At 72.9% G+C, this 24,211-nt stretch carries 22 protein-coding genes; 10 read left to right on the forward strand and 12 right to left on the reverse strand.

Going from position 1 to position 24,211, the window contains the following annotated elements:
• Positions 1–9 precede the first annotated feature (9 nt).
• Positions 10–909 carry a TIGR03619 family F420-dependent LLM class oxidoreductase gene (locus AWQ70_RS06350; protein ID WP_067171659.1) on the forward strand — a complete coding sequence of 300 codons (900 nt, stop codon included), beginning with the start codon at positions 10–12 and terminating at the stop codon, positions 907–909.
• A 173-nt stretch (positions 910–1,082) separates the two neighbouring features.
• On the opposite strand, the gene AWQ70_RS06355 is transcribed toward AWQ70_RS06350, so the two are convergent.
• The 6 genes from AWQ70_RS06355 to AWQ70_RS06380 all read right to left on the reverse strand — a co-directional run bounded on the left by AWQ70_RS06355 (position 1,083) and on the right by AWQ70_RS06380 (position 6,520).
• Positions 1,083–1,355 carry a helix-hairpin-helix domain-containing protein gene (locus tag AWQ70_RS06355; protein ID WP_245646773.1) on the reverse strand — a complete coding sequence of 91 codons (273 nt, stop codon included), beginning with the start codon at positions 1,353–1,355 and terminating at the stop codon, positions 1,083–1,085.
• Between the two features lie 160 nt (positions 1,356–1,515).
• A complete protein-coding gene (locus AWQ70_RS06360) occupies positions 1,516–2,496 on the reverse strand; it encodes a sigma-70 family RNA polymerase sigma factor (protein ID WP_067171670.1) in 981 nt (326 codons plus the stop codon).
• 198 nt (positions 2,497–2,694) lie between these two features.
• A complete protein-coding gene (locus AWQ70_RS06365; RefSeq protein ID WP_067171816.1) occupies positions 2,695–3,741 on the reverse strand; it encodes an LLM class flavin-dependent oxidoreductase in 1,047 nt (348 codons plus the stop codon).
• 212 nt (positions 3,742–3,953) lie between these two features.
• Positions 3,954–4,754: an amino acid ABC transporter ATP-binding protein gene (locus AWQ70_RS06370; protein WP_067171671.1), complete on the reverse strand. Its 801-nt coding sequence runs from the start codon at positions 4,752–4,754 to the stop codon at positions 3,954–3,956.
• Positions 4,751–5,599, reverse strand: a complete 849-nt coding sequence (locus AWQ70_RS06375; protein WP_373282307.1) for an amino acid ABC transporter permease — start codon at positions 5,597–5,599, stop codon at positions 4,751–4,753. Before AWQ70_RS06375 ends, AWQ70_RS06370 begins: the two co-directional genes overlap by 4 nt.
• A 9-nt stretch (positions 5,600–5,608) precedes the next feature.
• Positions 5,609–6,520, reverse strand: a complete 912-nt coding sequence (locus AWQ70_RS06380) for an ABC transporter substrate-binding protein (RefSeq protein WP_067171817.1) — start codon at positions 6,518–6,520, stop codon at positions 5,609–5,611.
• A gap of 289 nt (positions 6,521–6,809) precedes the next feature.
• Here AWQ70_RS06380 and AWQ70_RS06385 point away from each other — a divergent pair, with 289 nt between their 5' ends.
• Together AWQ70_RS06385 and AWQ70_RS06390 are read left to right on the forward strand one after the other, a co-directional pair.
• Complete coding sequence (locus AWQ70_RS06385; protein ID WP_067171678.1) at positions 6,810–7,589, forward strand: HAD-IIA family hydrolase; 780 nt, start codon at positions 6,810–6,812, stop codon at positions 7,587–7,589.
• Positions 7,590–7,698: 109 nt separating this feature from the next.
• Positions 7,699–8,331: a DinB family protein gene (locus AWQ70_RS06390; RefSeq protein WP_067171679.1), complete on the forward strand. Its 633-nt coding sequence runs from the start codon at positions 7,699–7,701 to the stop codon at positions 8,329–8,331.
• 140 nt (positions 8,332–8,471) lie between these two features.
• On the opposite strand, the gene AWQ70_RS06395 is transcribed toward AWQ70_RS06390, so the two are convergent.
• Positions 8,472–8,927, reverse strand: coding sequence for an NUDIX hydrolase (locus AWQ70_RS06395; RefSeq protein WP_067171680.1), 456 nt, complete (start codon positions 8,925–8,927; stop codon positions 8,472–8,474).
• A 17-nt stretch (positions 8,928–8,944) separates the two neighbouring features.
• Positions 8,945–9,367 (reverse strand): alternative ribosome rescue aminoacyl-tRNA hydrolase ArfB, encoded by a 423-nt coding sequence (gene arfB / locus AWQ70_RS06400; protein WP_067171682.1) that lies wholly within the window; start codon positions 9,365–9,367, stop codon positions 8,945–8,947.
• A gap of 247 nt (positions 9,368–9,614) precedes the next feature.
• On the opposite strand from arfB, the gene AWQ70_RS06405 reads away from it, so the two are divergent.
• A complete protein-coding gene (locus tag AWQ70_RS06405; RefSeq protein WP_067171683.1) occupies positions 9,615–10,448 on the forward strand; it encodes a hypothetical protein in 834 nt (277 codons plus the stop codon).
• A 249-nt stretch (positions 10,449–10,697) separates the two neighbouring features.
• On the opposite strand, the gene AWQ70_RS06410 is transcribed toward AWQ70_RS06405, so the two are convergent.
• Both AWQ70_RS06410 and AWQ70_RS06415 read right to left on the reverse strand, forming a co-directional pair.
• A complete protein-coding gene (locus AWQ70_RS06410) occupies positions 10,698–12,119 on the reverse strand; it encodes an FG-GAP repeat domain-containing protein (RefSeq protein WP_067171684.1) in 1,422 nt (473 codons plus the stop codon).
• An 82-nt stretch (positions 12,120–12,201) separates the two neighbouring features.
• Complete coding sequence (locus tag AWQ70_RS06415; protein ID WP_373282308.1) at positions 12,202–13,662, reverse strand: MFS transporter; 1,461 nt, start codon at positions 13,660–13,662, stop codon at positions 12,202–12,204.
• A gap of 179 nt (positions 13,663–13,841) precedes the next feature.
• Here AWQ70_RS06415 and AWQ70_RS06420 point away from each other — a divergent pair, with 179 nt between their 5' ends.
• The 5 genes from AWQ70_RS06420 to AWQ70_RS06440 all read left to right on the forward strand — a co-directional run bounded on the left by AWQ70_RS06420 (position 13,842) and on the right by AWQ70_RS06440 (position 19,505).
• A complete protein-coding gene (locus tag AWQ70_RS06420; RefSeq protein WP_245646774.1) occupies positions 13,842–14,846 on the forward strand; it encodes an STM4015 family protein in 1,005 nt (334 codons plus the stop codon).
• Between the two features lie 117 nt (positions 14,847–14,963).
• Positions 14,964–16,109, forward strand: a complete 1,146-nt coding sequence (locus tag AWQ70_RS06425) for an STM4014 family protein (RefSeq protein ID WP_067171685.1) — start codon at positions 14,964–14,966, stop codon at positions 16,107–16,109.
• A 1-nt stretch (position 16,110) separates the two neighbouring features.
• Complete coding sequence (locus tag AWQ70_RS06430; protein WP_067171686.1) at positions 16,111–16,950, forward strand: STM4013/SEN3800 family hydrolase; 840 nt, start codon at positions 16,111–16,113, stop codon at positions 16,948–16,950.
• 146 nt (positions 16,951–17,096) lie between these two features.
• A complete protein-coding gene (locus tag AWQ70_RS06435) occupies positions 17,097–18,506 on the forward strand; it encodes an STM4012 family radical SAM protein (protein ID WP_245646776.1) in 1,410 nt (469 codons plus the stop codon).
• Between the two features lie 87 nt (positions 18,507–18,593).
• On the forward strand, positions 18,594–19,505 hold the full coding sequence (locus AWQ70_RS06440; protein ID WP_169808626.1) for an STM4011 family radical SAM protein: 912 nt from the start codon (positions 18,594–18,596) through the stop codon (positions 19,503–19,505).
• 78 nt (positions 19,506–19,583) lie between these two features.
• Here AWQ70_RS06440 and AWQ70_RS06445 read toward each other — a convergent pair whose 3' ends face one another.
• Together AWQ70_RS06445 and AWQ70_RS06450 are read right to left on the reverse strand one after the other, a co-directional pair.
• The gene (locus AWQ70_RS06445) at positions 19,584–20,924 is read right to left on the reverse strand and encodes a DUF6745 domain-containing protein (RefSeq protein WP_067171688.1); all 1,341 of its coding nucleotides are present in this window, start codon (positions 20,922–20,924) and stop codon (positions 19,584–19,586) included.
• Complete coding sequence (locus AWQ70_RS06450) at positions 20,924–21,250, reverse strand: DUF8820 family protein (protein WP_067171690.1); 327 nt, start codon at positions 21,248–21,250, stop codon at positions 20,924–20,926. The genes AWQ70_RS06445 and AWQ70_RS06450 overlap by 1 nt, the downstream gene beginning before the upstream one ends.
• A gap of 288 nt (positions 21,251–21,538) precedes the next feature.
• Here AWQ70_RS06450 and lon point away from each other — a divergent pair, with 288 nt between their 5' ends.
• The gene (lon, locus tag AWQ70_RS06455; RefSeq protein WP_067171692.1) at positions 21,539–23,902 is read left to right on the forward strand and encodes an endopeptidase La; all 2,364 of its coding nucleotides are present in this window, start codon (positions 21,539–21,541) and stop codon (positions 23,900–23,902) included.
• The last annotated feature ends 309 nt before the right edge of the window (positions 23,903–24,211 follow it).

Below are 24,211 nucleotides of genomic sequence, written 5' to 3' on the forward strand. Positions count from 1 at the left end.
GGTGCCCCTATGAGGATTGGCTTTGCCGTACCGGTCTCCGGCTCCTGGGCGACGCCGGGGAACATGAAGCGGATCGCGCGCCGCGCCGAGGAGCTGGGTTACCACGAGGTGTGGTCCTTCCAGCGGCTGCTCTACCCGGTCGGGCACCAGATGGGGCCGGTGTACCGGAGCGTGCGGGATCCGATCGTCGGCCTGTCCTACCTGGCGGGCCTCACCGACCGGATCCGTCTCGGCGTCGCGGTGCTGAACCTGCCGTTCGTCTCGCCCGCCCTGATGGCCAAGCAGCTCGCCACCCTGCAGGACGTGTCGGGCGGGCGGCTGGACGTCGGGCTCGGCCTCGGCTGGCTTCCCGAGGAGTTCCGTGCGTCCGGTGTCCCGATGGAGCGCAGGGGGAGGCGCGGGGAGGAGTACGTCGACATCCTCCGCCGTCTCTGGACGGACGACGTGGTGGAGCACAAGGGCGAGTTCTACGAGCTGCCGCCGGTCCACCAGGACCCGAAGCCGGTCACCGCGCCCCCGATCCTGCTCGGCGGCACGGCCGCCGTGGCGCTGCGCCGGGCGGGGCGGATCGCCGACGGCTGGATCAGCTCCAGCCGCGCCGACCTCGGGACGATCGACGAGCAGATCGCGATCGTCAAGAACGCGGCGCGCGAGGCGGGGCGCGCCCCCGAGGCCCTGCGGTTCGTCTGCCGGGGCGTCACCCGCGTGCTCGCGGCCGACGAGGGGCCGCTCACCGGGTCCTACGAGAAGATCCGCGCCGACGTCGCCGCCCTCGGGGAGAAGGGGGTGACGGAGGTCTTCCACGACCTCAACTTCGACCCCGAGATCGGCAACCCGGACGCGGACCCCGCGGAGTCGATGCGCCGGGCGGAGGAGGCCCTCGAAGCCCTCGCCCCCGCCCGGTCCTGATCCCAGCCCTTCGCCGTCGGGGCCCGCGTGCCACGCGTTCGGTCCCGCGGCGGGGCGTCCGCCGACCGGCCGAGTTCAGGTCTTTCGCGGCCGGGGCCGGAGTGCCACGCCGCGCGGCCGGCCCCCGCGAACGAGCGCGCGGAGGCCGGCCGCGTACGAGACGGCGGACCGGTTCACCCTTCCCCGGCGAAGGAGAGGCCGTTGCCGGCGAGGGTCAGGCGAAGCAGGTCCACCGCCTTGGGGCCCACGCCGTGCAGGCGGCCGATGTCCGCCGCGCTGACCCGGGTGAACTGGTCCAGACGCGTGAAACCGGCGGCGACGAGAGCTCGCCGGGCGGGCCTGGAGAGGCCCTGGGGAAGGCTCACCTCGTCGTCCACGGAAGCGGTGGGCGAGCCCGCGCCGGCCCCCGCCTTCACGCCGTCGACGTCCACATTGTCGGTCGTCATGCCGTCATCCCTTCATCTCCGGTGCCGGCGCGTCCCAGCTGAGCGCGCCCTTTCCCGTAATACGGATCGGCACGCGGAAACTCATCGCCGGTCCGGAAGTTCCGTAAGGAGGGGAGCGGCGGCGTGCCTCCCGTCCCCGCCGCCCACGCCGAGCCGCGGCTCAACGGACGGCGGGAGGCTCGAGAGCGGCGGGCAGGCCGAAGAGCGGGAACAGGCGCGCGGCGTCGAGGTAGGTCGTCGTCTCGCCGATCAGGCCGCCGGAGAACTCGATGACGATGAGCGCGAACGGCTCGAAGCGGCCGTCCGGCCCGCCGGGGCGGTACTGCGCGAACGCGGGCGAGCCGTTGGCGGCGGTCGGCACCAGGCGCGCGCCCTCACACGGCCGCCCGGCGGCGAGCAGCGCCCGGCGGATCTCACCGCGACCGCGCAACCACCACGGGAACGGCGGCATCGACATGGTGGCGTCCTCGTGCAGCAGCGACACGAGGGTCTCCACGTCGTAGCGTTCGAAAGCCTCGCAGTAGCGGGCGAGGAGCCGTCGTCGCGCCCGGTCCATCGAGGCGAACGGTTCGGCGGGAGGGACGTCGAGGGTCTTCAGGGTCTCGCGAGCGCGTTGCAGCGCGCTGGTGACCGACGCGACCGTGGTGTCCAGCAAGCGCGCGACCTCGTCCGCCTTCCACGACAGCACGTCGCGCAGGATCAGCACCGCCCTCTGGCGGGGCGGCAGGTGCTGGAGCGCGGCGACGAACGCCAGGCGGATCGTCTCGCGCCGCGCCGCCAGCTCCGCCGGATCGCCTCCCGCGGGTAGGGCGCGGCCGTCCGGGATCGGCTCCAGCCAGGCGCTCGGCGGCAGCGGCGCGCCGATGTCGGGCCCGGCCTGCGCGGACGGGCCGAGGTCCATCGCGCGGGCGCGGCGCTGCGCGCTGCGCAGCATGTCCAGGCAGATGTTGGTGGCGATGCCGTACAGCCAGGACCGCAACGTCCCCCGGGCCGGGTCGAAGCGGTCGCGGTTGCGCCAGGCGCGCACCAGGGTCTCCTGTACGGCGTCCTCCGTCTCGAACGCCGAGCCGAGCATCCGGTAGCAATAACCGCCGAGCTCCACCCGGAACCGCTCGAGGTCGATCTCGCCGGAATCGCGCATCGGGGTCCTTCCTGCGTCGCCCGCGGCCGGCAACGTCCTCACCCGGGAATCACCCGGGGCGGGACGGCCGAAGCCACGATATCGGGCGCCCCTCGGAAGCCGGCACGCGCTCACGCCCGTGGGGCGGCCTCCCGCCCGCGCGGTCGTCGCCCCGAGGCCGGGCCGCCGGGCCGTCTCCGCGGCCGTGCGGCCCGGCGGTCACGCGGTCATGCCGTACGCCTGGGCGATGAGCCGGTAGGAGCGCAGCCGCGCCTCGGCGCCGTGGACCATCGTGGTGATCATGAGTTCGTCGGCGCCGGTGCGCTTGCGCAGCTCCTCCAGGCCCGCGCGCACTCCTTCGGCGTCCCCGTACACCACGTTGGACAGCCGCTCGCGGACGAAGTCCGTCTCCATAGGCGTGAACGGGTACGCCTCGGCGGTCTCCGGCGACGGGAACAGGCCCGGCGCGCCACGGCGCATGCGCAGCCACGAGAGCGCCCCCGGCATGGCCTGCCGGAGCGCCTCCGCCTCGGTGTCCGCCGCCACGGCCGCCACGCCGATCAGCGCGTACGGCTCGGAGAGGACCTCCGAGGGGCGGAACGAGGACCGGTAGAGGTCGAGCGCCGGCTCGGTGTTCGCCGCGCTGAAGTGGTGGGCGAAGGCGAAGGGCAGCCCGAGCAGCCCGGCCAGCCGGGCGCTGAACCCGCTGGACCCGAGCAGCCAGATGGGCGGCCGGTCGCCGCCGCGCGGGATCGCCTGGATCCTCGCGTACGGGTGCCCCTCGGGGAAGGCGCCGTCGAGGAAGGCGGTCAGCTCCGCCACCTGCTCGGGGAACGCGTCGGGGTCGACGTCGGCCGAGCGGCGCAGGGCGTTCGCGGTGGCCATGTCGGTGCCGGGGGCGCGGCCGAGCCCGAGGTCGATCCGTCCGGGATGCAGGGCGTGCAGCGTGCCGAACTGCTCGGCGACGACCAGCGGGGCGTGGTTGGGCAGCATGACACCGCCCGAGCCGACCCTGATCGAACGTGTCGCCGCCGCGAGATGGGCGATGATCACCGCGGGGGAGGAGCTGGCCACGCCGGGCATTCCGTGATGTTCGGCGACCCAGATGCGGTGGTAGCCCCACTCCTCGGCGCGTTTCGCCAGCTCGGTGGCCGCTCGGAGCGACTCGGCGGGGTCGCTCCCCTCACCGACGGTCGCGAGTTCGAGGATCGACAGGGGGAGGTCGGCGGTCCCGCGCGGGACGCCGCGAATGATGTCCGTGCTCACTCCGACCACAACCGGAGCGGTCTTCCGTTTATTTCCCTCCGGTGCCGCGTGTGACGGCCGGTGGACGGGGCTCCCCGCGCACGTCCTCCGGCGCCACGTCGAGGACCGGTCCGTCCCGCGGCGCCGGCGGCTCTCACGCGTCCGGGGCCGGAAAGCGGTCGAGGGGAGCGCTCCGTGAGCGCTCCCCTCGACCGCCGTGCGGCACGCCGTGCTCAGAGGACCTTGGACAGGAACGCCTGCGTACGCGCGTGCTGGGGGTTGGCCAGCACCTCGCGCGGCGCGCCCTGCTCGACGACCACGCCGCCGTCCATGAAGACGAGCGAGTCGCCGACCTCCCTCGCGAACCCCATCTCGTGCGTCACCACGACCATCGTCATGCCCTCGCGGGCCAGGTCGCGCATGACGTCCAGGACCTCGCCGACCAGCTCGGGGTCCAGCGCGGACGTGGGCTCGTCGAACAGCATGAGCTTGGGCTGCATCGCGAGCGCCCGGGCGATCGCGACCCGCTGCTGCTGGCCGCCGGAGAGCTGGGACGGGTAGTTGCCCATCCGGTCGGACAGGCCGACCCGTTCGAGCAGCTGCTCGGCCCGCGCCTTGGCGGCGTCCTTGCCCTCGCCCTTGACCAGCATCGGTGCTTCCATGACGTTCTGCAGCGCCGTCATGTGCGGGAAGAGGTTGAACCGCTGGAACACCATGCCGATGTCCCTGCGCTGGGCGGAGACCTCCCTCTCGCGCAGCTCGTACAGCTTGTCGCCGCGCTGGCGGTAGCCGACGAGGTGCCCGTCGACCCACAGCCGGCCCGCGTCGATCTTCTCCAGGTGGTTGATGCAGCGCAGGAAGGTGGACTTCCCCGAGCCGGACGGCCCGACGACGCACATCACCTCGCCCTGCCGCACCTCCAGGTCGATGCCCTTGAGGACCTCGACGTGGCCGAAGTTCTTGCAGACCCGCTCGGCCTTCACCATCAGGCCCTCGGCCGCCATGTCCAGCGGGGCGTTCGTGGTCTCGCTCATCGCGCGTACCCCTTGCCGTAGTGCCGCTCGAGGTAGTGCTGGCCGATCATCATGAGCGACGACAGGAACAGGTACCAGAGGCAGGCCATGACCAGCATCGGGATGATCTGGTACGTGTGCGAGTAGATGTTCTGCACCGCGAAGGTGAGCTCGAAGTACGGCACCGCCATGACGAGCGAGGTGTTCTTCAGCATCGAGATCGCCTCGTTGCCCGTCGGCGGCGCGATCACCCGCATCGCCTGGGGCAGGACGATCCGGCGGAGCGTCTGCGCCCGGGTCAGGCCGAGCGCGCTGGCCGCCTCCTGCTGGCCCGCGTCCACCGACTGGATGCCGCCGCGCACGATCTCGGCCATGTAGGCCGCCTCGTTGAAGATCAATCCGAGCGCCGCCGCGGCGGCCGCGCTGTACAGCGCGCTCGCCTGCGCGCTGACGAACTCCGGACCGAACGGGATGCCCAGGCCGATGGTGGGGAACAGCGCGCCGATGTTGCCCCAGATCAGCAACTGGGTGAGCAGCGGCGTGCCGCGGAAGACCCAGATGTACAGCCAGGCGGCCCCGCGCAGCAGCGGGTTCGCGGACAGCCGCATGAGCGCGAGCACGATGCCCAGCGCGACGCCGCCCGCCATCGCGGCGACGGTCAGCCAGATGGTGTTGCGCACACCTTCGAGCACCGGGGGCGAGAACAGGTACTTGAGCTGCTCCGCCCAGTTGTACGCCTCATTGGTGATCAGGTTGTTGACCAGCATCGCGGCCAGCACCGCGACGGCCACGGCCGCGACCCAGCGGCCGGGGTGACGCACCGGGACGGCCTTGATCGTCCCGGTGCGCGGTTCCGTTTCACCCACGGACATGGATCAGCCGCCGGCGCCGTTGATCACGGGGGTGGTGATGGCACCGTCCTGGACGCCCCACTTCTCCAGGATCTTGGTGTAGGTGCCGTCGGCCATGAGCTCCTTGAGGGCGCCCATCACGGCGTCCTTCATCGTGCCGGAGTTCTTCCCGATCGCGAAGCCGTACGGGGCCGAGTCGTAGAGCTGGCCGATGGTCTCCAGCTTGTCGCCGGTCTGCTTGACCGCGTAACCCACGATGGGCGAGTCGGCGAGCATGCCGTCGATCTTGCCGGACACCAGGTCGGCGTTGACCTCGGTCTGGCCCTTGCGCACGACCTGCTCGATCGCGGGCTTGCCGTCCTTGACGCACTTGTCGCTGCGCGCCTTGATGTCGTCGATCTGGACCGTGCCCTGCTGGACGCCGATCTTCTTGCCGCAGGCGTCGTCCGGGTTGACGCCCTGGGGGTTGCCCTTCAGGGCGGCCCAGGAGGTGCCGGCCGAGTAGTACGTCACGAAGTCGACGACCTTCTCCCGCTCAGGGTTGTCGGTGAAGGACGAGATGCCGAGCTCGTACTTGCCGGACTGGATGCCCGGGATGATCGTGTCGAAGCCGGCGTTCTGGAAGTCGGCCTTGAGCCCGAGCTTGGCGGCGAGCGCCTCACCCAGCTCGACCTCCCAGCCGACGATTTTCTGACTGGCGGGGTCGACGGACTCGTTGGGCGGGTAGGATGCGTCACTACCGATAAGGATCTTGCCGTCCGCCGCGATGTTCTCCGGTACGAGCTTCGCCAGCGTGCTCTCGGCACTGGGCGCGGGGGCCGCGGTGTCGGTGCCGGCGGTCTCGTCGCCGCCGCACGCCGAAAGGGTGAGCCCCGCGGCTACGGCCAGCGCGCCGACCAGCGCGATGCGGCGCCGCGTGATTGATCGTGGAAGCACGAGGCACTCCTTGGTTCTATCGGCCGGCTCGCGCCCGGCCGTGCGTGGGGATTCGGCCTGGTGGCGCCGGGAACCGGTGCCCGGAGCGATGATGACGCCTCGGTCTGCGGAAACGGGCACCAGGGTGAACACTCCTCGAATGGTTTTTCGGGATGGGACACGTTATCCCAGATGTGGGAATCGTCCGCAACCCTTACGGCCTGCCTGTCGTCTTTGTCGTGATCTTTCGGTCGTGCTCTGGGCGGCCCGTGTCTCGCGGGTCCGGCGCGCTCCCTGACATGCTGGAGGCATGAGTGAGCGTAAAGCGATCGAATGCTGGCTGTCGGACATGGACGGGGTGCTTGTTCACGAGGGGCACCCGGTCCCGGGCGCCGACGAGTTCATCGCGAAACTGCGCGCGACCGGACGTCGCTTCCTCGTGCTCACCAACAACTCCATCTATACGCCGCGCGACCTCTCCGTACGGCTGCGCGCCGCCGGCCTGGACGTCCCGCCGGAGTCGATCTGGACGTCGGCGCTGGCGACCGCGGCGTTCCTGTCGACCCAGCGCCCGGAGGGCTCGGCGTACGTGATCGGCGAGGCGGGGCTGACCACGGCGCTGCACCAGGCGGGATACGTGCTGACCGACCTCGACCCCGACTACGTGGTGCTCGGCGAGACCAGGACCTACAGTTTCACGTCGATAACGCGGGCGATCCGGCTGATCGAGAACGGCGCCAGGTTCATCGCCACCAACCCCGACCCGGTGGGCCCGTCGCACGAGGGGTCGCTCCCGGCCTGCGGGGCGGTCGCCGCCCTGATCACCAAGGCCACCGGGGTCGAGCCGTACTTCGTCGGCAAGCCGAACCCGATGATGATGCGCAGCGCGCTCAACCGGATCGACGCGCACAGCGAGAGCACCGCCATGATCGGCGACCGGATGGACACCGACATCGTCTGCGGCATGGAGGCGGGCCTGCACACGATCCTCGTGCTGACCGGCGTCACGCAGAAGGAGCAGATCGACCGCTTCCCGTTCCGCCCGTCGCACGTCGCCGCCTCGGTCGCCGACCTGATCGACCTGGTCTGACCTCTCCTCGGGACCCTCCGGCCCCTTCGGCCCCTTCGGCCCCTTCGGCCCCTTCGGACCCTCCGGATTCCTGCCGCTCCCTGGCAGGATCGGCTGCGATCCTGCCGTCATGAACCGCGTTTATCTGGAACTGGGACCGAAGAAGGTCTTCGCGTGCTCCCTCGACTGGCCGGGCTGGTGCCGCATCGGGAGTTCGGAGGAGCTCGCGATCGAGACCCTGACCGGCTACGAACCGCGTTACCGGCTGGTCGCCGAGCGGGCGGGGCTGCCCTTCTCGCCCGGGGACCCGGTCGTGGTCGAGCGGGTCAAGGGCACCAGCACCACGGACTTCGGCGCGCCCGACGCCGTCGCGGAGGCCGACCGCGCCCCGATGGACGCGGAGGAGGCCGACCGCGGGATCGCGCTGCTGCGGGCCGCCTGGGAGATCTTCGACGAGGTGGCCGCGGCTTCTCCCGAGGAGCTGCGCAAGGGGCCGCGGGGCGGCGGCCGGGACCGCGACCGGATGGTCGCCCACGTCGTCGAGGCGGAGCGCGCCTACGCGCGCAAGGTCGGGGTGCGGCACAAGCCGTTCCACGGCGACCGCGAGGCCAGGGACAGGATGCGCGGGGAACTGGTGGAGGTTCTCGCGCGACCGGGCGGGAGTGTTCCCGTGCCGGGCGGCTGGCCGGTCCGCTACGCGCTGCGCCGCACCGCCTGGCACGTCATCGACCACATCTGGGAGATGGAGGACCGCCGGGACTGATCCCGTGCCCTTCCGCCCGCCGGCGTGGCGGCCTTCACCCGGACGGCCTTCCACCGGACGGCTTCCCACTGGGGGTCTTCCCGGGGGGCGGCCTTTCCGGCCGAGAACCAGCCGGGCGCCCAGCGGGCGCGGCGCGGTCGTCAGCCGATCAGCTCGGGCAGCCGGGAGATGTACTCGCCCAGGTACGTCCCGAGCTCCTCGGGGATCAAATTGATCGCGCTGATCTCCTCGGGGCGCAGCGGCAGCCGTACGACCTCGTAGTGGCCGCGGGCGGGGTCGCTGAACTCGGGCCCGCAGCGCAACGCGATGTCCATCGAGACGAGGCGGCAGCCGTACACGTGCTGGGTCTTGACACCGTTCTCCTGGACGCAGCTCAGCGTGGTGAGCGGGGTGATCGCATCGACGGTCGCGCCGAGCTCCTCCAGCATCTCGCGCCTGAGCGTGTCCTCGAGGGTCGCGTCCTCCGGCTCGACGTGCCCTCCGGGGGCGGACCAGTAGAGGTCGCGGCCCGGCACCGTGCGGCGGAACAGGATGAGCCGGTCCTCCTCGCCGTCGGATTCGAGGAGTACGGCCCGCACGCTCGGGGGGAGTTCCATCTCCTCAGCGTACGGGGTCAGCCGGTGTCGCGCCGCAGGCGCTTGACGTCGGAACGGTGCTTCTTGGCGGCGAGCCGCCGCTCCACGGAGGCGCGGGACGGCTTGGTGGGGCGGCGCTTGCGCGGCGGCGGCGCGATCGCCTCCGCGATCAGGTGCGCCAGCCGTACCGCGGCGGCCTCGCGGTTGCGGAGCTGGGACCGGTGCTCGGAGGCGGCCACGGTGAGCACGCCGTCGTGCAGGCGGGAGCCGAGCCGTTCGAGCGCCCGGGCCTTCAGCGCGGGGCCGAGCGCGGTCGTGGCCGCCACGTCGAAGCTCAGCTCGACCCGGCTGTCGGTGGTGTTGACGCCCTGGCCGCCGGGGCCCGACGAGCGCGAGAAACGCCAGGTGAGCTCCGCCTCCGGGATCACGACCGAGCCGCGGATGTGCAACGGGCCTGGCATGGTCTCCTCTTTCACGAGTCTTCCGGAAATTTCCGGACTTGCTGGGGTTTGCGGGTCCCGGGGCTGCTTCCCCGGGTTCCCGGGGCTCGGCAGTACCCGACCGATGACGGGACGGCCTCGGGATGGTGACGGGTCGGCGTCGGGAGCGGTTCAGCGTAGCGATCCGGGCCGAGGCCGGATCAACTGATTTATCCCCAGTGAACCAGGCGGGGGCACGCGGGCAGGGGCGGGAGGCAGGGGCGCGAGCATGACCACCATGGTGGGAGTCCACGGGATCGGCAAGTACCACTACTACCAGGAGGCCGGAGGATCGCCCGGCCGGGCCGCCGAGGCCATGCGGCTCAAGTGGAACGGCTACCTGGACAAGGGGCTCACCGGCGGAGCCTCCTACGGTGGCGCCGAGTACTTCTCCGAGATCGCCTACTACGCCCACCACCTGCGCCGCACCGGCCCGGCCCCGATCCGTGAGATGACCCCGGACGCGAAGCTGGTGTTCTCCGACTGGGCCCGGCAGCTCGACGGGCGGGTGCGGAGCCGGGCGGGCGAGACCCTCACCGGGATCGCCCACCGGCTCGCCGAATGGCTGCTCGGCAGGCTGGGCGCGCAGGCCGTGCGGTTCGCCGAGGACTTCTGCCCCGAGGTCGCGGCCTACCTCGGCGGCGGCGACCCGAGGACGAAGGCGCGGGACGCCGTCGCCGACGTCATCCGGCGCAGGCGGCCGCGCGTCGTGGTCGCCCACTCGCTCGGCAGCGTCGTCGCCTACGAGGCGTTCTGGGCACACCCCGACCTGTCCGCCGAACTCCTCGTCACGCTCGGCAGCCCCCTCGCGATGCGGAACGTCGTCTTCGAGCGGCTGCTGCCGGTGCCCGTCCGGGGACGGGGCGCCCGGCCGCCCGGCGTGGGCCGCTGGGTCAACATCGCCGACAAGGACGACATCGCGGCGATCCCGCCCGGCCTGCGCGACCACTTCGACGGCGTCGAGCGCGACGTGAGCTGCAACATCGACTGGCTCGACTTCCACACCGTGCGGAACTACCTGGGATGCGGCTCGGCCAACGACTACCTGCGGCCGTACCTCTGACGGTTCCGACGCGCGGACCCCGGCGGCCCGCAGAGTTCACCAGGGGTCCCGTCGCAGGTCACGGGCGGCCGGCCGGTAAACGTGGCCGGTTGCACTCAGAGGCGGGTCAGCTCGGGGGCTGGGCTGTTCACCGGGCGGGCCCGTTTTCGGAGGGCCGGTCCAGCTCAGAAGGCCGGGTCGGTTCGGCGGGGCGGCGCAGTCCGGAGGGCCGGGTTCAGCCCGGAGAGGCGGCTCGGTCCGGGGACCGGCTCAGTTCAGGGGGTGGCCGAAGCCCTCGCCCTGCCGTGCCGGGGTGAGCTGGACGGCGCCCTTCGCCGCGCCGCCGCCGGTTTCCGGACCGCCCGGGGAGAGGACCGTCACCCGCTGCTCGGCGCGGGTGGACACGGCGAGCTCGGCCCGCCCGTCCCCGTCGAGATCGGCGAGGGCCACCTCCTGGCCGAAACCCTGGACCACGTCCGCTGCCACACCCGCCGACCCCGGGTCGTACAGGCGCGCCCCCCGGGCGGAGACGCCGCTCCCGCCGCCGTACAGGACGAGGGCCGCCCCCGCCCCGCCGCTCGCGCCGACCGCGACGTCCGCGTACCCGTCGCCGTCGACGTCCCCGACGGCGACCGCGCCGCCGAGGCCGTCCGTGCCCTCGGGGGCGCGCGGCATGCCGGGAGACGACAGCGTCCAGATCACGCGCTCGGCCTCGAGGCCCCGGGCGGAGCCCCGGCTGACGTAGATCTGCCCGCCCGGATCCTCGGCGTCGGCGTAGGAGTTGCCCGCGACCACGTCGCCGAATCCGTCGCCGTCCAGGTCGCCGATGGCTACGTCGCCCACGCCCCAGCCGGGGAACGTCCCGGGCAGCCGGTCCGCCAGACCCTCCCGCGAACCCCGGTAGACCGCTCCCATGCCCTCGTCGGCCGGGTCGTCCTCCGAGTAGACGACGGCGAGGTCGGCGTACCCGTCGCCGTCGACGTCCCCGGACGCCAGCGGGCCGACCCGCGCGGTGTTCCCCATCACGGGCGTCCAGCCGGCCCGTCCCCGCCGGATGCCGCCGCTTCCATAGGCCACCCATACGGCGTCGAAGGTGGACACGGCCAGGTCGTCGCGGCCGTCCCCGTCGTAGTCGCCCACCGCGAGGGCCGCGCCGAACCCCGTCGTGTCCCCCGGCCTGTCCAGGGCGACCAGCCGGTCGGAGAGCCCCGGTCCGGCGCCGAAGGCGATCGTCACCGAGCCCGCGCGCCCGCCCCTCCCGGGCGCGCCGACGGCGAGGTCGGCGTACCCGTCGCCGTCGAGGTCGCCGGAGGCGAGGGTCGCCCCGAAGCCCTCGCCCTTCACGGCCGCGCCGCCCCTGTCGAGAACCTGCCGCCGCGTGGACGCCACGCCGGAGGACGAGCCGTACACCACCTGGACGCGGCCGGCGCCCGGAACGCCGTTCACCGCCCCCTCGCGTACGCCGACGGCGAGGTCGGCGTACCCGTCGCCGTTGAAGTCACGGGCCTTCGCCGCCTCGCGGGCGTCGCGCGCCGCCGTCGCGGAGGGCACGCCGGTCGCCGGGGTCGCGGCGGGGGAGGAGGAACGGGGCGGGCGCGGGCCGGAGTCCGTCGCGGCACAGGACGCCGTGGCGGCGGCGAGGAGACCGGCGAGCAGACATGGGGCGAATCTGGTCAGAGTGGACGCGCGCACGAGATCACCATAGGAGCCCGGGCCGCGCCCGCGCCGCCGTACGGCGGGATCGGCCCCGCGATGTGGTGCCCCCTCCCGCGGCTCAGCCCGTTTCCGGATCCCGCCGCTCCAGGGGCGGCGCCGCCACTCCGCAGTGCGTGCGCCCGGCCGGCCCGGGAGCCGACACCAGCACGTTGGTCCTGATCGTGGAGAACGCGATCCCGGCGGAGACCGCGAGCATGGCCGCGCCGACCAGCATCGCGGTCTGGAACCCCGAGGTGAACTCGTGCGGAGAGTCGTACGCGCTGCCGGTCAGGCCGACCAGCGGCGGGATCGCGGCGACCGCGAGCAGGTTGCCGGTGCGGGCCACCGCGTTGTTGATGCCGCTGGCCAGGCCCGCGTACCGTTCCCTGGCCGACGCCAGCACCGTCGCGGTCAGCGGGGCGACCGCCGCGGACAGGCCCAGGCCGTACAGCATGGCCGCGGGGAAGACGTCCACCAGGTACGTGGCTCCGGGGCCGATGCGGCTCATCAGCAGCAGGCCCGCGGCGCACATGAGGATGCCCGCCGTCATGGGCAGCCGGGGGCCGATCCGCCTGGCCAGGTCCCCGGCGCGGGCCGACAGCAGCAGCATCAGGACCGTGACCGGCAGCATCGCCGACCCCGCCGCGATCGCCGAGAACCCGGCCGACACCTGCAACTGGACCACGAGCAGGAAGAAGACCACGCCCATCGCCGCGTACATGATCATCGTCACGACGTTGATCGAGGTGAAGACCCGCGAGGCGAAGATGTGCACGGGGACCAGCGCCTCGGGCGAGCGCCTGACCTCCAGGACGGCGAAGCAGACGGCGAGCACCAGCCCGGCCGCCAGCGCGATCCTCCCGGCGCCCGGCTCGATCAGTCCGTACGTGACGCCCGCGAGGGCCAGCGCCGCCAGCGCCGCCCCCAGGACGTCGAACCGCCCGGAGGACGCGACGTCCCTGCTCTCCGGGACGTGCCGCACGGTGACCAGTACGGCGACGGCCGCGATCGGGAGGTTGATCAGGAACACCCAGTGCCAGCCGACCGACTCCACGAGCCAGCCCCCGACCAGCGGCCCGACGGCGGCGGCGACGCCGCCCAGCCCGGACCACGCGCCGATCGCGCGGGGCCGGTCGTCCCGGGGGAAGGTCGCCTGGATGATCGCCAGCGAGCCCGGGGTGAGCAGCGCGCCCCCGATGCCCTGCGCCGCCCGGGCGATGACGAGCACCGGGACGTTGGGGGCGAAACCGCACAGGGCCGACGCCAGGGCGAACCACACGATCCCGACGAGGAAGACCTTGCGCCTGCCGTACCGGTCGCCGAGCGAGCCGCCGAGCAGGATCAGGGCCGCGAGAGTGAGCGTGTACGCGTTGACCGTCCATTGCAGACCCGACATGCCGGCGTCCAGGTCCCGGCCGATCGCGGGAAGCGCGACGTTGACCACCGTGCTGTCGAGCATCGCCATCCCGGACCCGAGAACGGTCGCCAGGATGACCCATCGCCCGGTGGCGGACCTGAGCCGGATCTGGTCGGATTCCACACGGCCCATCATGGTCCGTCCCCGGCGTACGCGTGCGGGGCGGGGGCGCCGGTGGGCGCGCCCGGACGGCGGCGACGATGGGGCGCGACGTGGCGGTGGGCGATCCGGCGTGCCGCACGGGCGGCGGGGCGCGGTCCGACTCGCCGATGCGGGAACTGTCGGACACCTCTGGTAGGACAGTGCCGCAGCTTCACCCCGGCGAGGAGTTCGGCATGGTCGAGTACGACGAAAACCAGCGTGGCGTCCACGATTACCGCGATCGGTACGCGGGCCTTCCGGTCCTGGAGGTCGATCCGGAAGAGGAGGCCGGTGAGCTTCCCGCGCCCGATTCCGTGGCCTGGCGGCTGTCGGCCGACGTGTACGACTCCGAACGCGACTACGCGGAGACCTTCGCCTGGTTCCTGGAGCGGGTGGACACCACCAAGGTCACCGCCATCGTGATCGGTGCGTGGGAGGAGGCGTACGACACCTCGTCCGACGAGGTGATCCGGCTCCTGGCCGACAACGCCGCCCGTTTCCCGGCGCTGCGGTCGCTGTTCGTCGGCGCCATGATGTCGGAGGAGTGCGAGATCTCGTGGATCCAGCAGTCCGACGTGACGCCGCTGCTGGAGGCGTTCCCGCTGCTTGAGCGGCTGGAGATCCGCGGTGGGGAGGGGCTGGTGCTGCGCCCGGTCCGGCACGGGGCGTTGCGGATGCTCCGGCTGGAGACCGGCGGTCTGCGCGGCGCGGTCGTGCGCGCCGTGGCCGAGTGCGACCTCCCGGCGCTCGAGCGTCTGGAGCTGTGGCTCGGCGTCGAGAACTACGGCGGCGACGCCACGGTGGCCGACCTGGAGGCCATCCTGTCCGGCGTCCGGCTTCCCGCCCTGCGCCACCTGGGCCTGCAGGACAGCGAGCTGGAGGACGAGATCGCGGCGGCGGTCGCGGCGGCGCCCGTCGTCGCCCGGCTGGAGACGCTCAGCCTGTCCATGGGGGTCCTCACCGACGTGGGCGCCGAGGCGCTGCTGACCGGCCAGCCGCTCACCCATCTGCGCCGCCTCGACCTCCATCACCACTTCATGGGCGACGCGATGATCAAGCGGCTGCGGGAGTCCCTGCCCGGCGTCGAGGTCGACCTCTCCGAGCAGGAGGGGGGCGACGACGACGGCGACGGCGTGGTCTGGCGCTACGTCGCGGTGAGCGAGTGACGCGTCCCTGAGCGGGGCGTCGTACGAGCCGGGAGCCCGGCGGCTCCGGGCCCTGCCGCCCGTCTCGCCGGCACTCGGTGCCGCGTGACCGGACGCGTGATTCGGATGGAGTGGAGTGTGGCGGTGGGTGAGGCGCGGGGGAGTGCCCGGTTCGCCGTCGTCGGCACACCCGGCGACCGCAGGGTGACGATGTTCGCCGACGCGGCGGTCCGGCGCGGCCTGCCCGCGCCGATCGTGATCCCCTGGCGTGACGTCCTCGCGGCGGGCGAGGTCCTCGTCCCGCCCGGCGCTCTGGTGCGGATCGACTCGCCCGGCGAGGACGCCGAGACCGACGCTCTGCTGCGCGGCCCCGGCGATCCGAGCCGGGTGGAGGGCGGCGCCCGGTGGTACCGCGCCTTCCTCGCCGGGCTGACCCGGGTGCGGGACCTGGTCGAAGCCGCGCCGTCGGCGTGCCTGCTCGGCGACCCCGAGGAGATCGCGGTGATGTTCGACAAGCGGCTCACCCATCGCCGGCTCCGCGACGCGGGTGTCCCCGTCCCGGATGCCCTGGACGGGCCGGTCACCTCGTACGACGACCTGCGGGAGGAGATGGCGCGGCGGGGCTGGGCGCGGGTGTTCGTCAAGCCCGCCCACGGGTCCTCGGCGTCCGGTGTGCTCGCCCTGCAGGCGTACGGTTCCCGGATCAAGGCCGTGACCTCGGCGGCTCTCGGCCCCGGTCCGTCGCTGCACAACTCGCTGCGGATCCGCACGTACGAGACCGAGGACGAGATCGCGACCATCGTCGGCGCGCTGGCCGCGGACGGACTGCACGTGGAGCGCTGGTTCCCCAAGGCGTCGATCGCGGGACGGGCGTTCGACCTGCGGGTGGTCTGCGTGGCGGGGACGCCGTCGCACGTGGTGGCGCGCGTCGGCCGGGGCCCCATGACGAACCTCCACCTGGGCGGCGCGCGGGGCGAGCTCGACGATGTCAGGAAGCGGCTGGGCGCGGCGACCTGGGAACGCGCGCTGGACGTGTGCGCGCGGGCCGCCGCCCGCTTCCCGCGCAGCCTGGCGGCCGGGGTGGACCTCATGATCGGATCCGATCTGCGCTCCCTGGCGGTCGCCGAGGTCAACGCCTTCGGTGACCTGCTGCCCGGTCTCCCCGGTCTCGCCGGCACCCCGGCCGCGGGCCTCGACACGTACGCCGCCCAGGTGGCGGCGGTGCTCGGCGGATGGCGTCCCGGACACGGCGCCGGGAGACACACGGAGGGATCGCGTGCGTGACATGAACACGGTCGTGGGCAGCCACGACATCCTGCTGGTGACGCTCGACACGCTGCGCTATGACGTGGCCGCCGAGCTGGCCGAGGCGGGACGGCTGCCCAACCTCGCCCGGGTCCTCCCCGGCGGACGCTGGGAGCGCCGCCACAGCCCCGGCAGCTTCACCTACGCCGCGCACGCCGCGATGCTCGCCGGGTTCCTGCCCACGCCCGCGGCGCCGGGGCCGCATCCGCGCCCGTTCGCCGCCGTGTTCCCGGGCAGCGAGACGACCGCTCCCGGCACCTGGGTCTTCGACGCGCCCGACCTGCCGTCGGGGCTGGCCGCGGCGGGCTATCACACGGTTTGCGTCGGGGGAGTGGGCTTCTTCAACAAACGGACGCCGCTCGGCTCGGCCCTGCCCGGGCTCTTCGCGGAGAGCCACTGGGAGCCCGAGTTCGGGGTGACCTCCGAACGCTCCCTGGAGCGGCAGATCGACCGCGTGGGCCGGGTGCTGCGCGACGTGGAGCGGCCGGTGTTCCTGCTGCTCAACGTGTCCGCGCTGCACCAGCCGAACTGGTTCCACCTGCCGGGGGCGACCAGGGAGCACGGCGACACGAGGGCGAGCCACGCCGCCGCGCTGGAGTACGTGGACCGCCACATCGGACGGTTGTTCGCGCTCATGACGCGGCGTCGCCCGTGCTTCGCGATCGTCTGCTCCGACCACGGCACGGCGTACGGCGAGGACGGCCACACCGGGCACCGGATCGGGCACGAGGTGGTGTGGACGGTCCCCTACGCGGAGTTCGTCCTGGATCGCGCCTCACGGGAGGGGCCCGCCCCGGAGACGGGCGGCGGCGATACGTGACACGGCGCACGAGCCCGGCAGAGGACGCGGAGGCACCGCTCACGCCCGGCAGGGGGAGCGGAGACGCGGAGCGCGTCCGGCAAGAGGAGTGGGAGATCGAGCAGGCCATGGACACCGGAGGCGGAGCCCCGCGAGTGGAGAGTGACGTGAAGCGGACCGGCGCCGGGATGACCGCCGTGCCCGTCGAGGGGCCGGGCATCCGGCGCGCGGCGGCCGATGACGGGTTTCTGGATTCGGGAGCGCCAGGCGAGCAGGAGGGCGACGACAGCCCTTATCAGGGATATGTCTACGCCTACCCGCACAAGACGGCCTACCGGCCGCTCGACCCGCGTCCGCTGCTCCGCGACGTGTGGGCGGGGGAGCGGACCGACGCCCTCTTCCTCTACCTGCACATCCCTTTCTGCGAGATGCGGTGCGGGTTCTGCAACCTGTTCACCCGGACCGGGGCCCCCGAGGAGCTGACCTCGGCCTATCTGGACGCGCTCGAACGGCAGGCGGAAGCCGTGCGTGACGCGCTGGGCGACGCGCCCCGGTTCGTCACGTCGGCGATCGGCGGCGGCACGCCGACCTATCTCAGCGCCGGCGAGCTGACCCGGCTGTTCGACCTCGCCGAGCGGATCACGGGGGTGGATTTCCGGGCCATCCCGCTGTCGGTGGAGACCTCGCCCGCGACCGCCACCCCCGACCGGATGGCCGTGCTCGCGGAGCGGGGCGCCACCCGGATCTCGATCGGCGTGCAGAGCTTCATCGACGCCGAGGCGCGCGCCGCCGTACGACCGCAGCGGCGGGCGGAGGTCGAGAGAGCGCTGGACACGATCCGCGCCGAGGGGTTCGAGACGCTGAACATCGACCTGATCTACGGGATCGACGGCCAGACCCCGGACTCCTGGCGCCGCTCCCTCGACGCCGCGCTGGCCTGGCGGCCGGAGGAGCTGTACCTCTACCCGCTGTACGTGCGGCCGCTGACCGGGCTGGGCAGACAGGGCCGGGCGTGGGACGACCAGCGCCTGGAGCTGTATCGCACCGGCCGCGACCACCTGCTGGCCGCCGGATACGAGCAGGTCTCGATGCGGATGTTCCGGCTGCCCGGACGCGGCGGCACCACCGAATACTGCTGCCAGACCGACGGCATGGTGGGGCTCGGCTGCGGCGCGCGCTCGTACACCCGGGACCTGCACTACTCGTACGAGTACGCCGTGAGCGCCCGCCACGTGCGGGCGATCATCGACGAGTACGTCCGGCTGCCGCGCGAGGAGTTCGCGGTGGCGAACGTCGGTTTCCACCTCGACGACGAGGAGCGGCGCCGCCGCCACGTGATCCAGTCGCTGCTCCAGGCGGACGGGCTCTCCCGGGCCGACTACGCGCGGCGCTTCGGCACGGACGTGCTCGCCGACTTCGGAGGGGAGCCGGCGCGGCTCGCGGAACGCGGATGGCTGGAGATCGACGACCGCCGGCTCCGGCTCACCCCCGAGGGGCTGGCCCACTCCGACGCGGTCGGCCCCGCGCTGTTCTCCAGCCGGGTGGAGAAGCTGATGGACGGCTACGAGGAGCGTTGACGTCCTCCCCGAGGCCGAAGCCGGGGACTGCGGCCCTCACGGGTCGAGCCCCGGCCGAAGCCCGGGGCCCACGCTCAAGGAGATTCGATGAACGACAGGATCCCCCTCCCGCTCGTGACCCCGGACCCCGCCCCCCGAGAAGGAACGCATCTGTCGATCCTCTATCGGGGGCCCCTGGCGAGCTGCGACTACGACTGCGCGTACTGCCCCTTCGCGAAGCGGCGGGACGATCCCGAGCGGTTGCGCGCCGACCGCGCGGCGCTGGAGCGTTTCACCGCCTGGGTGGCCGGGCGCGACCATCCGGTCTCGGTGCTCTTCACTCCGTGGGGTGAGGCCCTGGTCCGCTCCTGGTACCGCGGTGCCATGGTCGAGCTGAGCAGGCTCCCGCACGTGCGGAGGGTGGCGGTCCAGACGAACCTGAGCTGCCGCACCGGCTGGCTCGCGCGGGCCGATCTCACCCGGCTCGCGCTGTGGGTCACCTATCACCCCAGCCAGGTGGCCTATGACCGGTTCCTCGCCAAATGCCGCGAGCTGACCGAACAGGGGGTACGGCACAGCGTCGGCATCGTCGGCCACCCTGACCACCTGGAACCCGCCCGCCGGCTGCGCGCCGACCTGCCCGCCGGCACGTACTTGTGGGTGAACGCCGAGGAAGGCCGGGTTTACACCGACGACGAGGCGGCGGAGTGGACCGCGATCGACCCGCTCTTCGGCCACAGCAGGTTCGCGCACGCGAGCGCCGGGCTCCCCTGCCGCACCGGCGAGAGCGTGGTCTCGGTGAGCGGCGACGGCACGGTCCGGCGCTGCCACTTCATCCCCGAGGTGATCGGCAACCTGTACGACGGGTCGTTCGAGAGCGCGCTGCGGCCCCGGCCGTGTCCCGCCGCGATGTGCGACTGCCACATCGGCTACGTCCATCTGGAGCCGCTCGGCCTGTACGACGTGTTCGCCGGCGGGGTGCTCGAACGCATCCCCGCCGGCTGGTCCGCCCCGGCCTGACCGCGCGTGCCGAGCGCCGTCGGCCGGTCGGCGCGTCGGCGCGCGCCGACCGGGGGGCGTCCGGCGGCGCGGCGCTGATCAGGTTTCGCGCTCGGGGCGGTACTCCTCCTCCGTGACGCCGAACGTCCAGGCCACGCCCTGCCGCGCCCGCACGACCCACGGGGGCACGCGCAGGAAGTAGGTGCGGCGGGTGCCGTCCGGCTCCGGCGTGGAGTTGACCACCTCGACCATGGTCACGTCCTCGTCACCGGGCAGGGCGATCCGCCACAGCACGCCGGTCTCGTCGGCGTGGACGGGGGACGCGCCGGAGTCGCTGAGATAGCGGTCGTAGCCGTAGTGCTCCAGCATCACGCGGCGCAGCTCGGCGTTGTCCTCGGCGCGGATGCGGGCGGCGTCGAGCGTGGACATGGTCTCGCCGAATCCGGCGGGGACCGGCATCCCGTGCCAGGCGTTCAGCGCGAAGCCGTCCGCGAAGAGCATCGCGGGCCCTTCGGCCCGGTGGAGCCGGCCGAGGTCGTCGAGGTGCAGCTCAAGGGGGCGCTCGCACAGCAGGGCCACCCGCTCGAAGGGCCACCACCATCCGGCGGAGCGCGCCACGTCGAAGAGCCCGCCGAGCGCGGCCCGCTCGGCCTCGGCCACTCCGGTCAGGATCTCGCGGAGCAGGCCGGCGTCCGGTGCGAATGCGCTGAGCCACGCCGCGTCGTGCTGGCCGAGGACGGCGTCGAGCGTCACGCCGCGCAGCAGCTCTCCCACCGCACGGTCACGCCCGGCCGCCTCGGCCACTCCGGCAGCCCCGAAAGCCCCGGCGGCTTCGGCGACTCCAGCCTCGCGAGCCTCGCCAGCTTCGGCAGCCTCGCCAGCTTCGGCGGCTCCCGCAGCACTGGAAGCTCTGCCGGCTTCACCGACGGCGGGCACGTCGGCATCCCCGGCGGCCGCGCCGCCGGCTCCCGCGAACGGGCTGCGGGCCGTGTCGCGATCACCGGCGATCGCCCGCCGGATCTCGACGACCAGGCGGTTCACCTCCGGCCACAGCTCGCCGCCGCTCGACGCCCAGGCCCCCGCCCAGCCTGCCGGGCCCAGCACCTCGTGGACGGCGCGCCGGGCGCCCTCCCACGGGCCGGTGCGTACGGCGTCGCGGACACTCCGGCCGGCGGGCGCCGTACCGGCGCGGGCGAGGACCTGGTCGGCGACCCGGCCCAGCCCGGCGGCGGCGAGGGCCGCCCGCGCCCCGGGATCGCCGGACAGCACGGCCGCCGCCACGGCCCCGGCGGCCGGGGAGTCGAACCAGAGGATGTGCTCGGGCTCGGGCAACCCGGCCGCGCGGTACGCACGCCGTACGCCCGCTTCGGCGACGGCACGGTCGGCGGGACCGGTGGCGAAGGCCGCCTCACGCCAGGTGACGGTGAGTTCGGTCGTCATCAGTCGGCCACCACCCGGAAAGCGCCGGGAACGTACTCCCGCTGCCTGACCACCCGGTACCACCCCTTCGGCAGGGAGATCGCGTCGTGTTCCTCGTGGACGAGCCGCCCGCCGGAGGGCAGATGCAGATATCCGGGGTTGCGCGGGCTCGGATCGAGCAGCAGGGTGCCGGGGCCGGGGATCGCGTGGGCGTGCCCGGTCGCCTCGCCGAGGGCGAGGACGAGACGGCCGCGCGAGTCTCGCGGTTGCGGCGGCAACGCCCTCGCCGGCGCGGGCACGGCCTCCTCGGCCACAGGAACGATCAGGATGTCTCCCTGCCGGTACACGGCGGCTCCTTTCGGTCAGCTGATCGCGAAGATAGGGGAGACCACCGACAATTCGCACACCGTCACTTCGCGCCCCCTCCCTCGGCGGCCCCGGCCGCGCGGTTCGGTTCCGAATCCGCCCCCGGGCACGACCCGTGGGCGCCGAATCCCGGGCGTGCCGCCGGAAACCCCGTGGCCACAGGCGAATTACAGAATTACGATCGCTCACAGCGAACTCGCGCAACCAAGGGAACACGGGCGGACTCCTGTTAGTTGAGTCCGCATAACTCAACTTTTGGGAGCGACCAGATGACACAGATCCTTCCCGTCCTTCCCCTCGACGACGAGGTCGTGCTGCCCGGCATGGTGGTCCCCCTCGACCTGTCGGACGCCGAGGTCCGCGCGGCCATCGACGCCGCCCGGGCCGGAAGCGGAGAGAGCCGGGTGCTCCTCGTGCCGCGCGTCGACGGCCGGTACGGCGCGGTCGGTGTCGCCGCCGTGGTCGAGCAGGTCGGCAGGCTGCCGGGCGGCGAGCCCGCGGCCGTCGTGCGCGGCGTGAGCCGGATGCGCGTGGGCACCGGCACCACCGGCCCCGGAGCGGCGCTCTGGGTCGAGGCCGCCGAGCTGGAGCCTGTCCCGGCCGGCCCGCGCGCCGACGAGCTCGCCAAGGAGTACAAGGCGCTCACCACGACGATCCTGCAGAAGCGCGGCGCCTGGCAGGTCGTGGACGCGGTCAACCAGATCGAGGACCCGTCCGTGCTCGCCGACAGCTCCGGGTACGCGCCGTGGCTGACGACCCAGCAGAAGCTGCTCCTGCTGGAGAGCCCCGACCCGGTCGAGCGGCTGGAGCGGCTCGTCGGCTGGGCCCGCGACCACCTCGCCGAGATGGACGTGGCGGAGACCATCCGCAAGGACGTCCAGGAGGGCATGGAGAAGCAGCAGCGCGAGTTCCTGCTCCGCCAGCAGCTCGCGGCCGTGCGCAAGGAGCTGGCCGAGCTGAACGGCGACCCCTCCGACGAGGAGGAGGACTACCGCGCGCGGATCGAGGCGGCGGAGCTCCCGGAGAAGGTCCGCGAGGCCGCGCTGAAGGAGGTCGCCAAGCTCGAACGGACCTCCGACCAGTCGCCCGAGACCGGCTGGATCCGCACCTGGCTGGACACCGTCCTCGACATCCCCTGGAGCACGCACACCACCGACGAGTACGACATCGCGGGCGCGCGGGCGGTGCTCGACGCCGACCACACCGGCCTCGACGACGTGAAGGACCGCATCGTCGAGTACCTCGCGGTGCGCAAGCGCCGGGCCGACCGGGGGCTCGGCGTCGTCGGAGGACGCCGCAGCGGCGCGGTGCTCGCGCTGGCGGGCCCTCCCGGAGTCGGCAAGACCTCACTCGGCGAGTCGGTCGCGCGGGCGATGGGCCGCAAGTTCGTCCGCGTCGCGCTCGGCGGCGTGCGCGACGAGGCGGAGATCCGCGGCCATCGGCGCACCTACGTCGGGGCGCTGCCGGGCCGGATCGTCCGCGCGATCCGTGAGGCCGGCTCGATGAACCCGGTCGTGCTGCTCGACGAGATCGACAAGGTGGGCTCCGACTACCGGGGCGACCCGACCGCGGCGCTGCTCGAGGTGCTCGACCCGGCGCAGAACCACACGTTCCGCGACCACTACCTGGAGGTCGAGCTCGACCTCAGCGACGTGCTCTTCCTCGCGACGGCCAACGTGCTCGAACAGATCCCGGGCCCGCTGCTGGACCGCATGGAGATCGTCACGCTCGACGGCTACACCGAGGACGAGAAGGTCGCCATCGCCCGCGACCACCTGCTGCCCCGCCAGCTCGAGAAGGCCGGCCTGACGCCGGACGACGTGGCGATCCACGACGACGCGCTGCGCCGGCTCGCCGGCGAGTACACCCGGGAGGCCGGAGTGCGCTCGCTCGAACGGTCGGTCGCCCGCGTCCTGCGCAAGGTCACGGCGAGGGTCGCGCTCGGCGAGGCCGCGCTCCCGGTGGCGGTGTCCGCCGGCGACCTCGAGTCCTACGTCGGCCGCCCGCGGCACGTCCCCGAGTCGTCCCTGCCCGAGTCCCGCCAGCGTACGGCGGTGCCGGGTGTGGCGACCGGCCTCGCGGTCACCGGCGCCGGCGGCGACGTCCTGTACGTCGAGGCGTCCCTGGCCGACCCCGAGACCGGGTCGACCGGCGTGACGCTGACCGGCCAGCTCGGCGACGTGATGAAGGAGTCGGCCCAGATCGCGCTCTCCTACCTGCGCTCGCGCGGCGTGGAGCTGGAGCTGCCGGTCGGGTCGCTGAAGGACCGGTCGGTGCACATCCACGTCCCGGCGGGCGCCGTGCCCAAGGACGGGCCCTCGGCGGGTGTCACGATGACGACCGCGCTGGCCTCGCTCCTGTCCGGCCGTCCGGTGCGCGGCGACGTCGCGATGACCGGCGAGGTCTCCCTCACCGGCCGGGTGCTGCCGATCGGCGGGGTCAAGCAGAAGCTGCTCGCCGCCCACCGGGCGGGGATCACCACGGTCCTCATCCCGGCGCGCAACGAGCCCGACCTGGACGACGTGCCCGCCGACGTGCTGGCGGACCTCACGGTCCACGCGGTGAGCGACGTGCGCGAGGTGCTCGACCTCGCGCTGACCCCCGCCACGGTGGCGCAGAACGCCGCCGCCTGATCACGCCCGGGGCGCTCCCCGGCGGTCCCGGCGCCCCTCCGCCGCGTACGGCCCGTGCCTCCTTCCGGGGCACGGGCCGTACCCGTGCCGGCGTGATGTGAGGTAAACCACATTAATTGTCGGGAATTATCGGAATATCGCCGACCTGGCCTTCTGTTGGTGTGACCGTGAACGTTATGTGCGACGCCCCCATGCCCCTGCCGACGCGGGGCGTGATGAAGTGCGGCTGTCGCCCGGCCTGAGCCCCACGTCATCTCGATCGTTTCTCGCTCCGAAGGCCCGTTCATGAACTTCCCCGCGCACTTCCTC

The organism is Microtetraspora niveoalba (assembly GCF_001570405.1).
Taxonomy (GTDB): Bacteria; Actinomycetota; Actinomycetes; order Streptosporangiales; family Streptosporangiaceae; genus Microtetraspora; species Microtetraspora niveoalba.

What these genes read in the sequence shown, in the direction of transcription:
- AWQ70_RS06350 (WP_067171659.1), top strand. Translation starts at nt 10, where the DNA reads ATGAGGATTGGCTTTGCCGTACCGGTCTCCGGCTCCTGGGCGACGCCG.
- AWQ70_RS06355 (WP_245646773.1), bottom strand. Translation starts at nt 1,355, where the DNA reads ATGACGACCGACAATGTGGACGTCGACGGCGTGAAGGCGGGGGCCGGC.
- AWQ70_RS06360 (WP_067171670.1), bottom strand. Translation starts at nt 2,496, where the DNA reads ATGCGCGATTCCGGCGAGATCGACCTCGAGCGGTTCCGGGTGGAGCTC.
- AWQ70_RS06370 (WP_067171671.1), bottom strand. Translation starts at nt 4,754, where the DNA reads ATGAGCGAGACCACGAACGCCCCGCTGGACATGGCGGCCGAGGGCCTG.
- AWQ70_RS06385 (WP_067171678.1), top strand. Translation starts at nt 6,810, where the DNA reads ATGAGTGAGCGTAAAGCGATCGAATGCTGGCTGTCGGACATGGACGGG.
- AWQ70_RS06390 (WP_067171679.1), top strand. Translation starts at nt 7,699, where the DNA reads ATGAACCGCGTTTATCTGGAACTGGGACCGAAGAAGGTCTTCGCGTGC.
- AWQ70_RS06395 (WP_067171680.1), bottom strand. Translation starts at nt 8,927, where the DNA reads ATGGAACTCCCCCCGAGCGTGCGGGCCGTACTCCTCGAATCCGACGGC.
- arfB (WP_067171682.1), bottom strand. Translation starts at nt 9,367, where the DNA reads ATGCCAGGCCCGTTGCACATCCGCGGCTCGGTCGTGATCCCGGAGGCG.
- AWQ70_RS06405 (WP_067171683.1), top strand. Translation starts at nt 9,615, where the DNA reads ATGACCACCATGGTGGGAGTCCACGGGATCGGCAAGTACCACTACTAC.
- AWQ70_RS06430 (WP_067171686.1), top strand. Translation starts at nt 16,111, where the DNA reads ATGAACACGGTCGTGGGCAGCCACGACATCCTGCTGGTGACGCTCGAC.
- AWQ70_RS06440 (WP_169808626.1), top strand. Translation starts at nt 18,594, where the DNA reads ATGAACGACAGGATCCCCCTCCCGCTCGTGACCCCGGACCCCGCCCCC.
- AWQ70_RS06445 (WP_067171688.1), bottom strand. Translation starts at nt 20,924, where the DNA reads ATGACGACCGAACTCACCGTCACCTGGCGTGAGGCGGCCTTCGCCACC.
- lon (WP_067171692.1), top strand. Translation starts at nt 21,539, where the DNA reads ATGACACAGATCCTTCCCGTCCTTCCCCTCGACGACGAGGTCGTGCTG.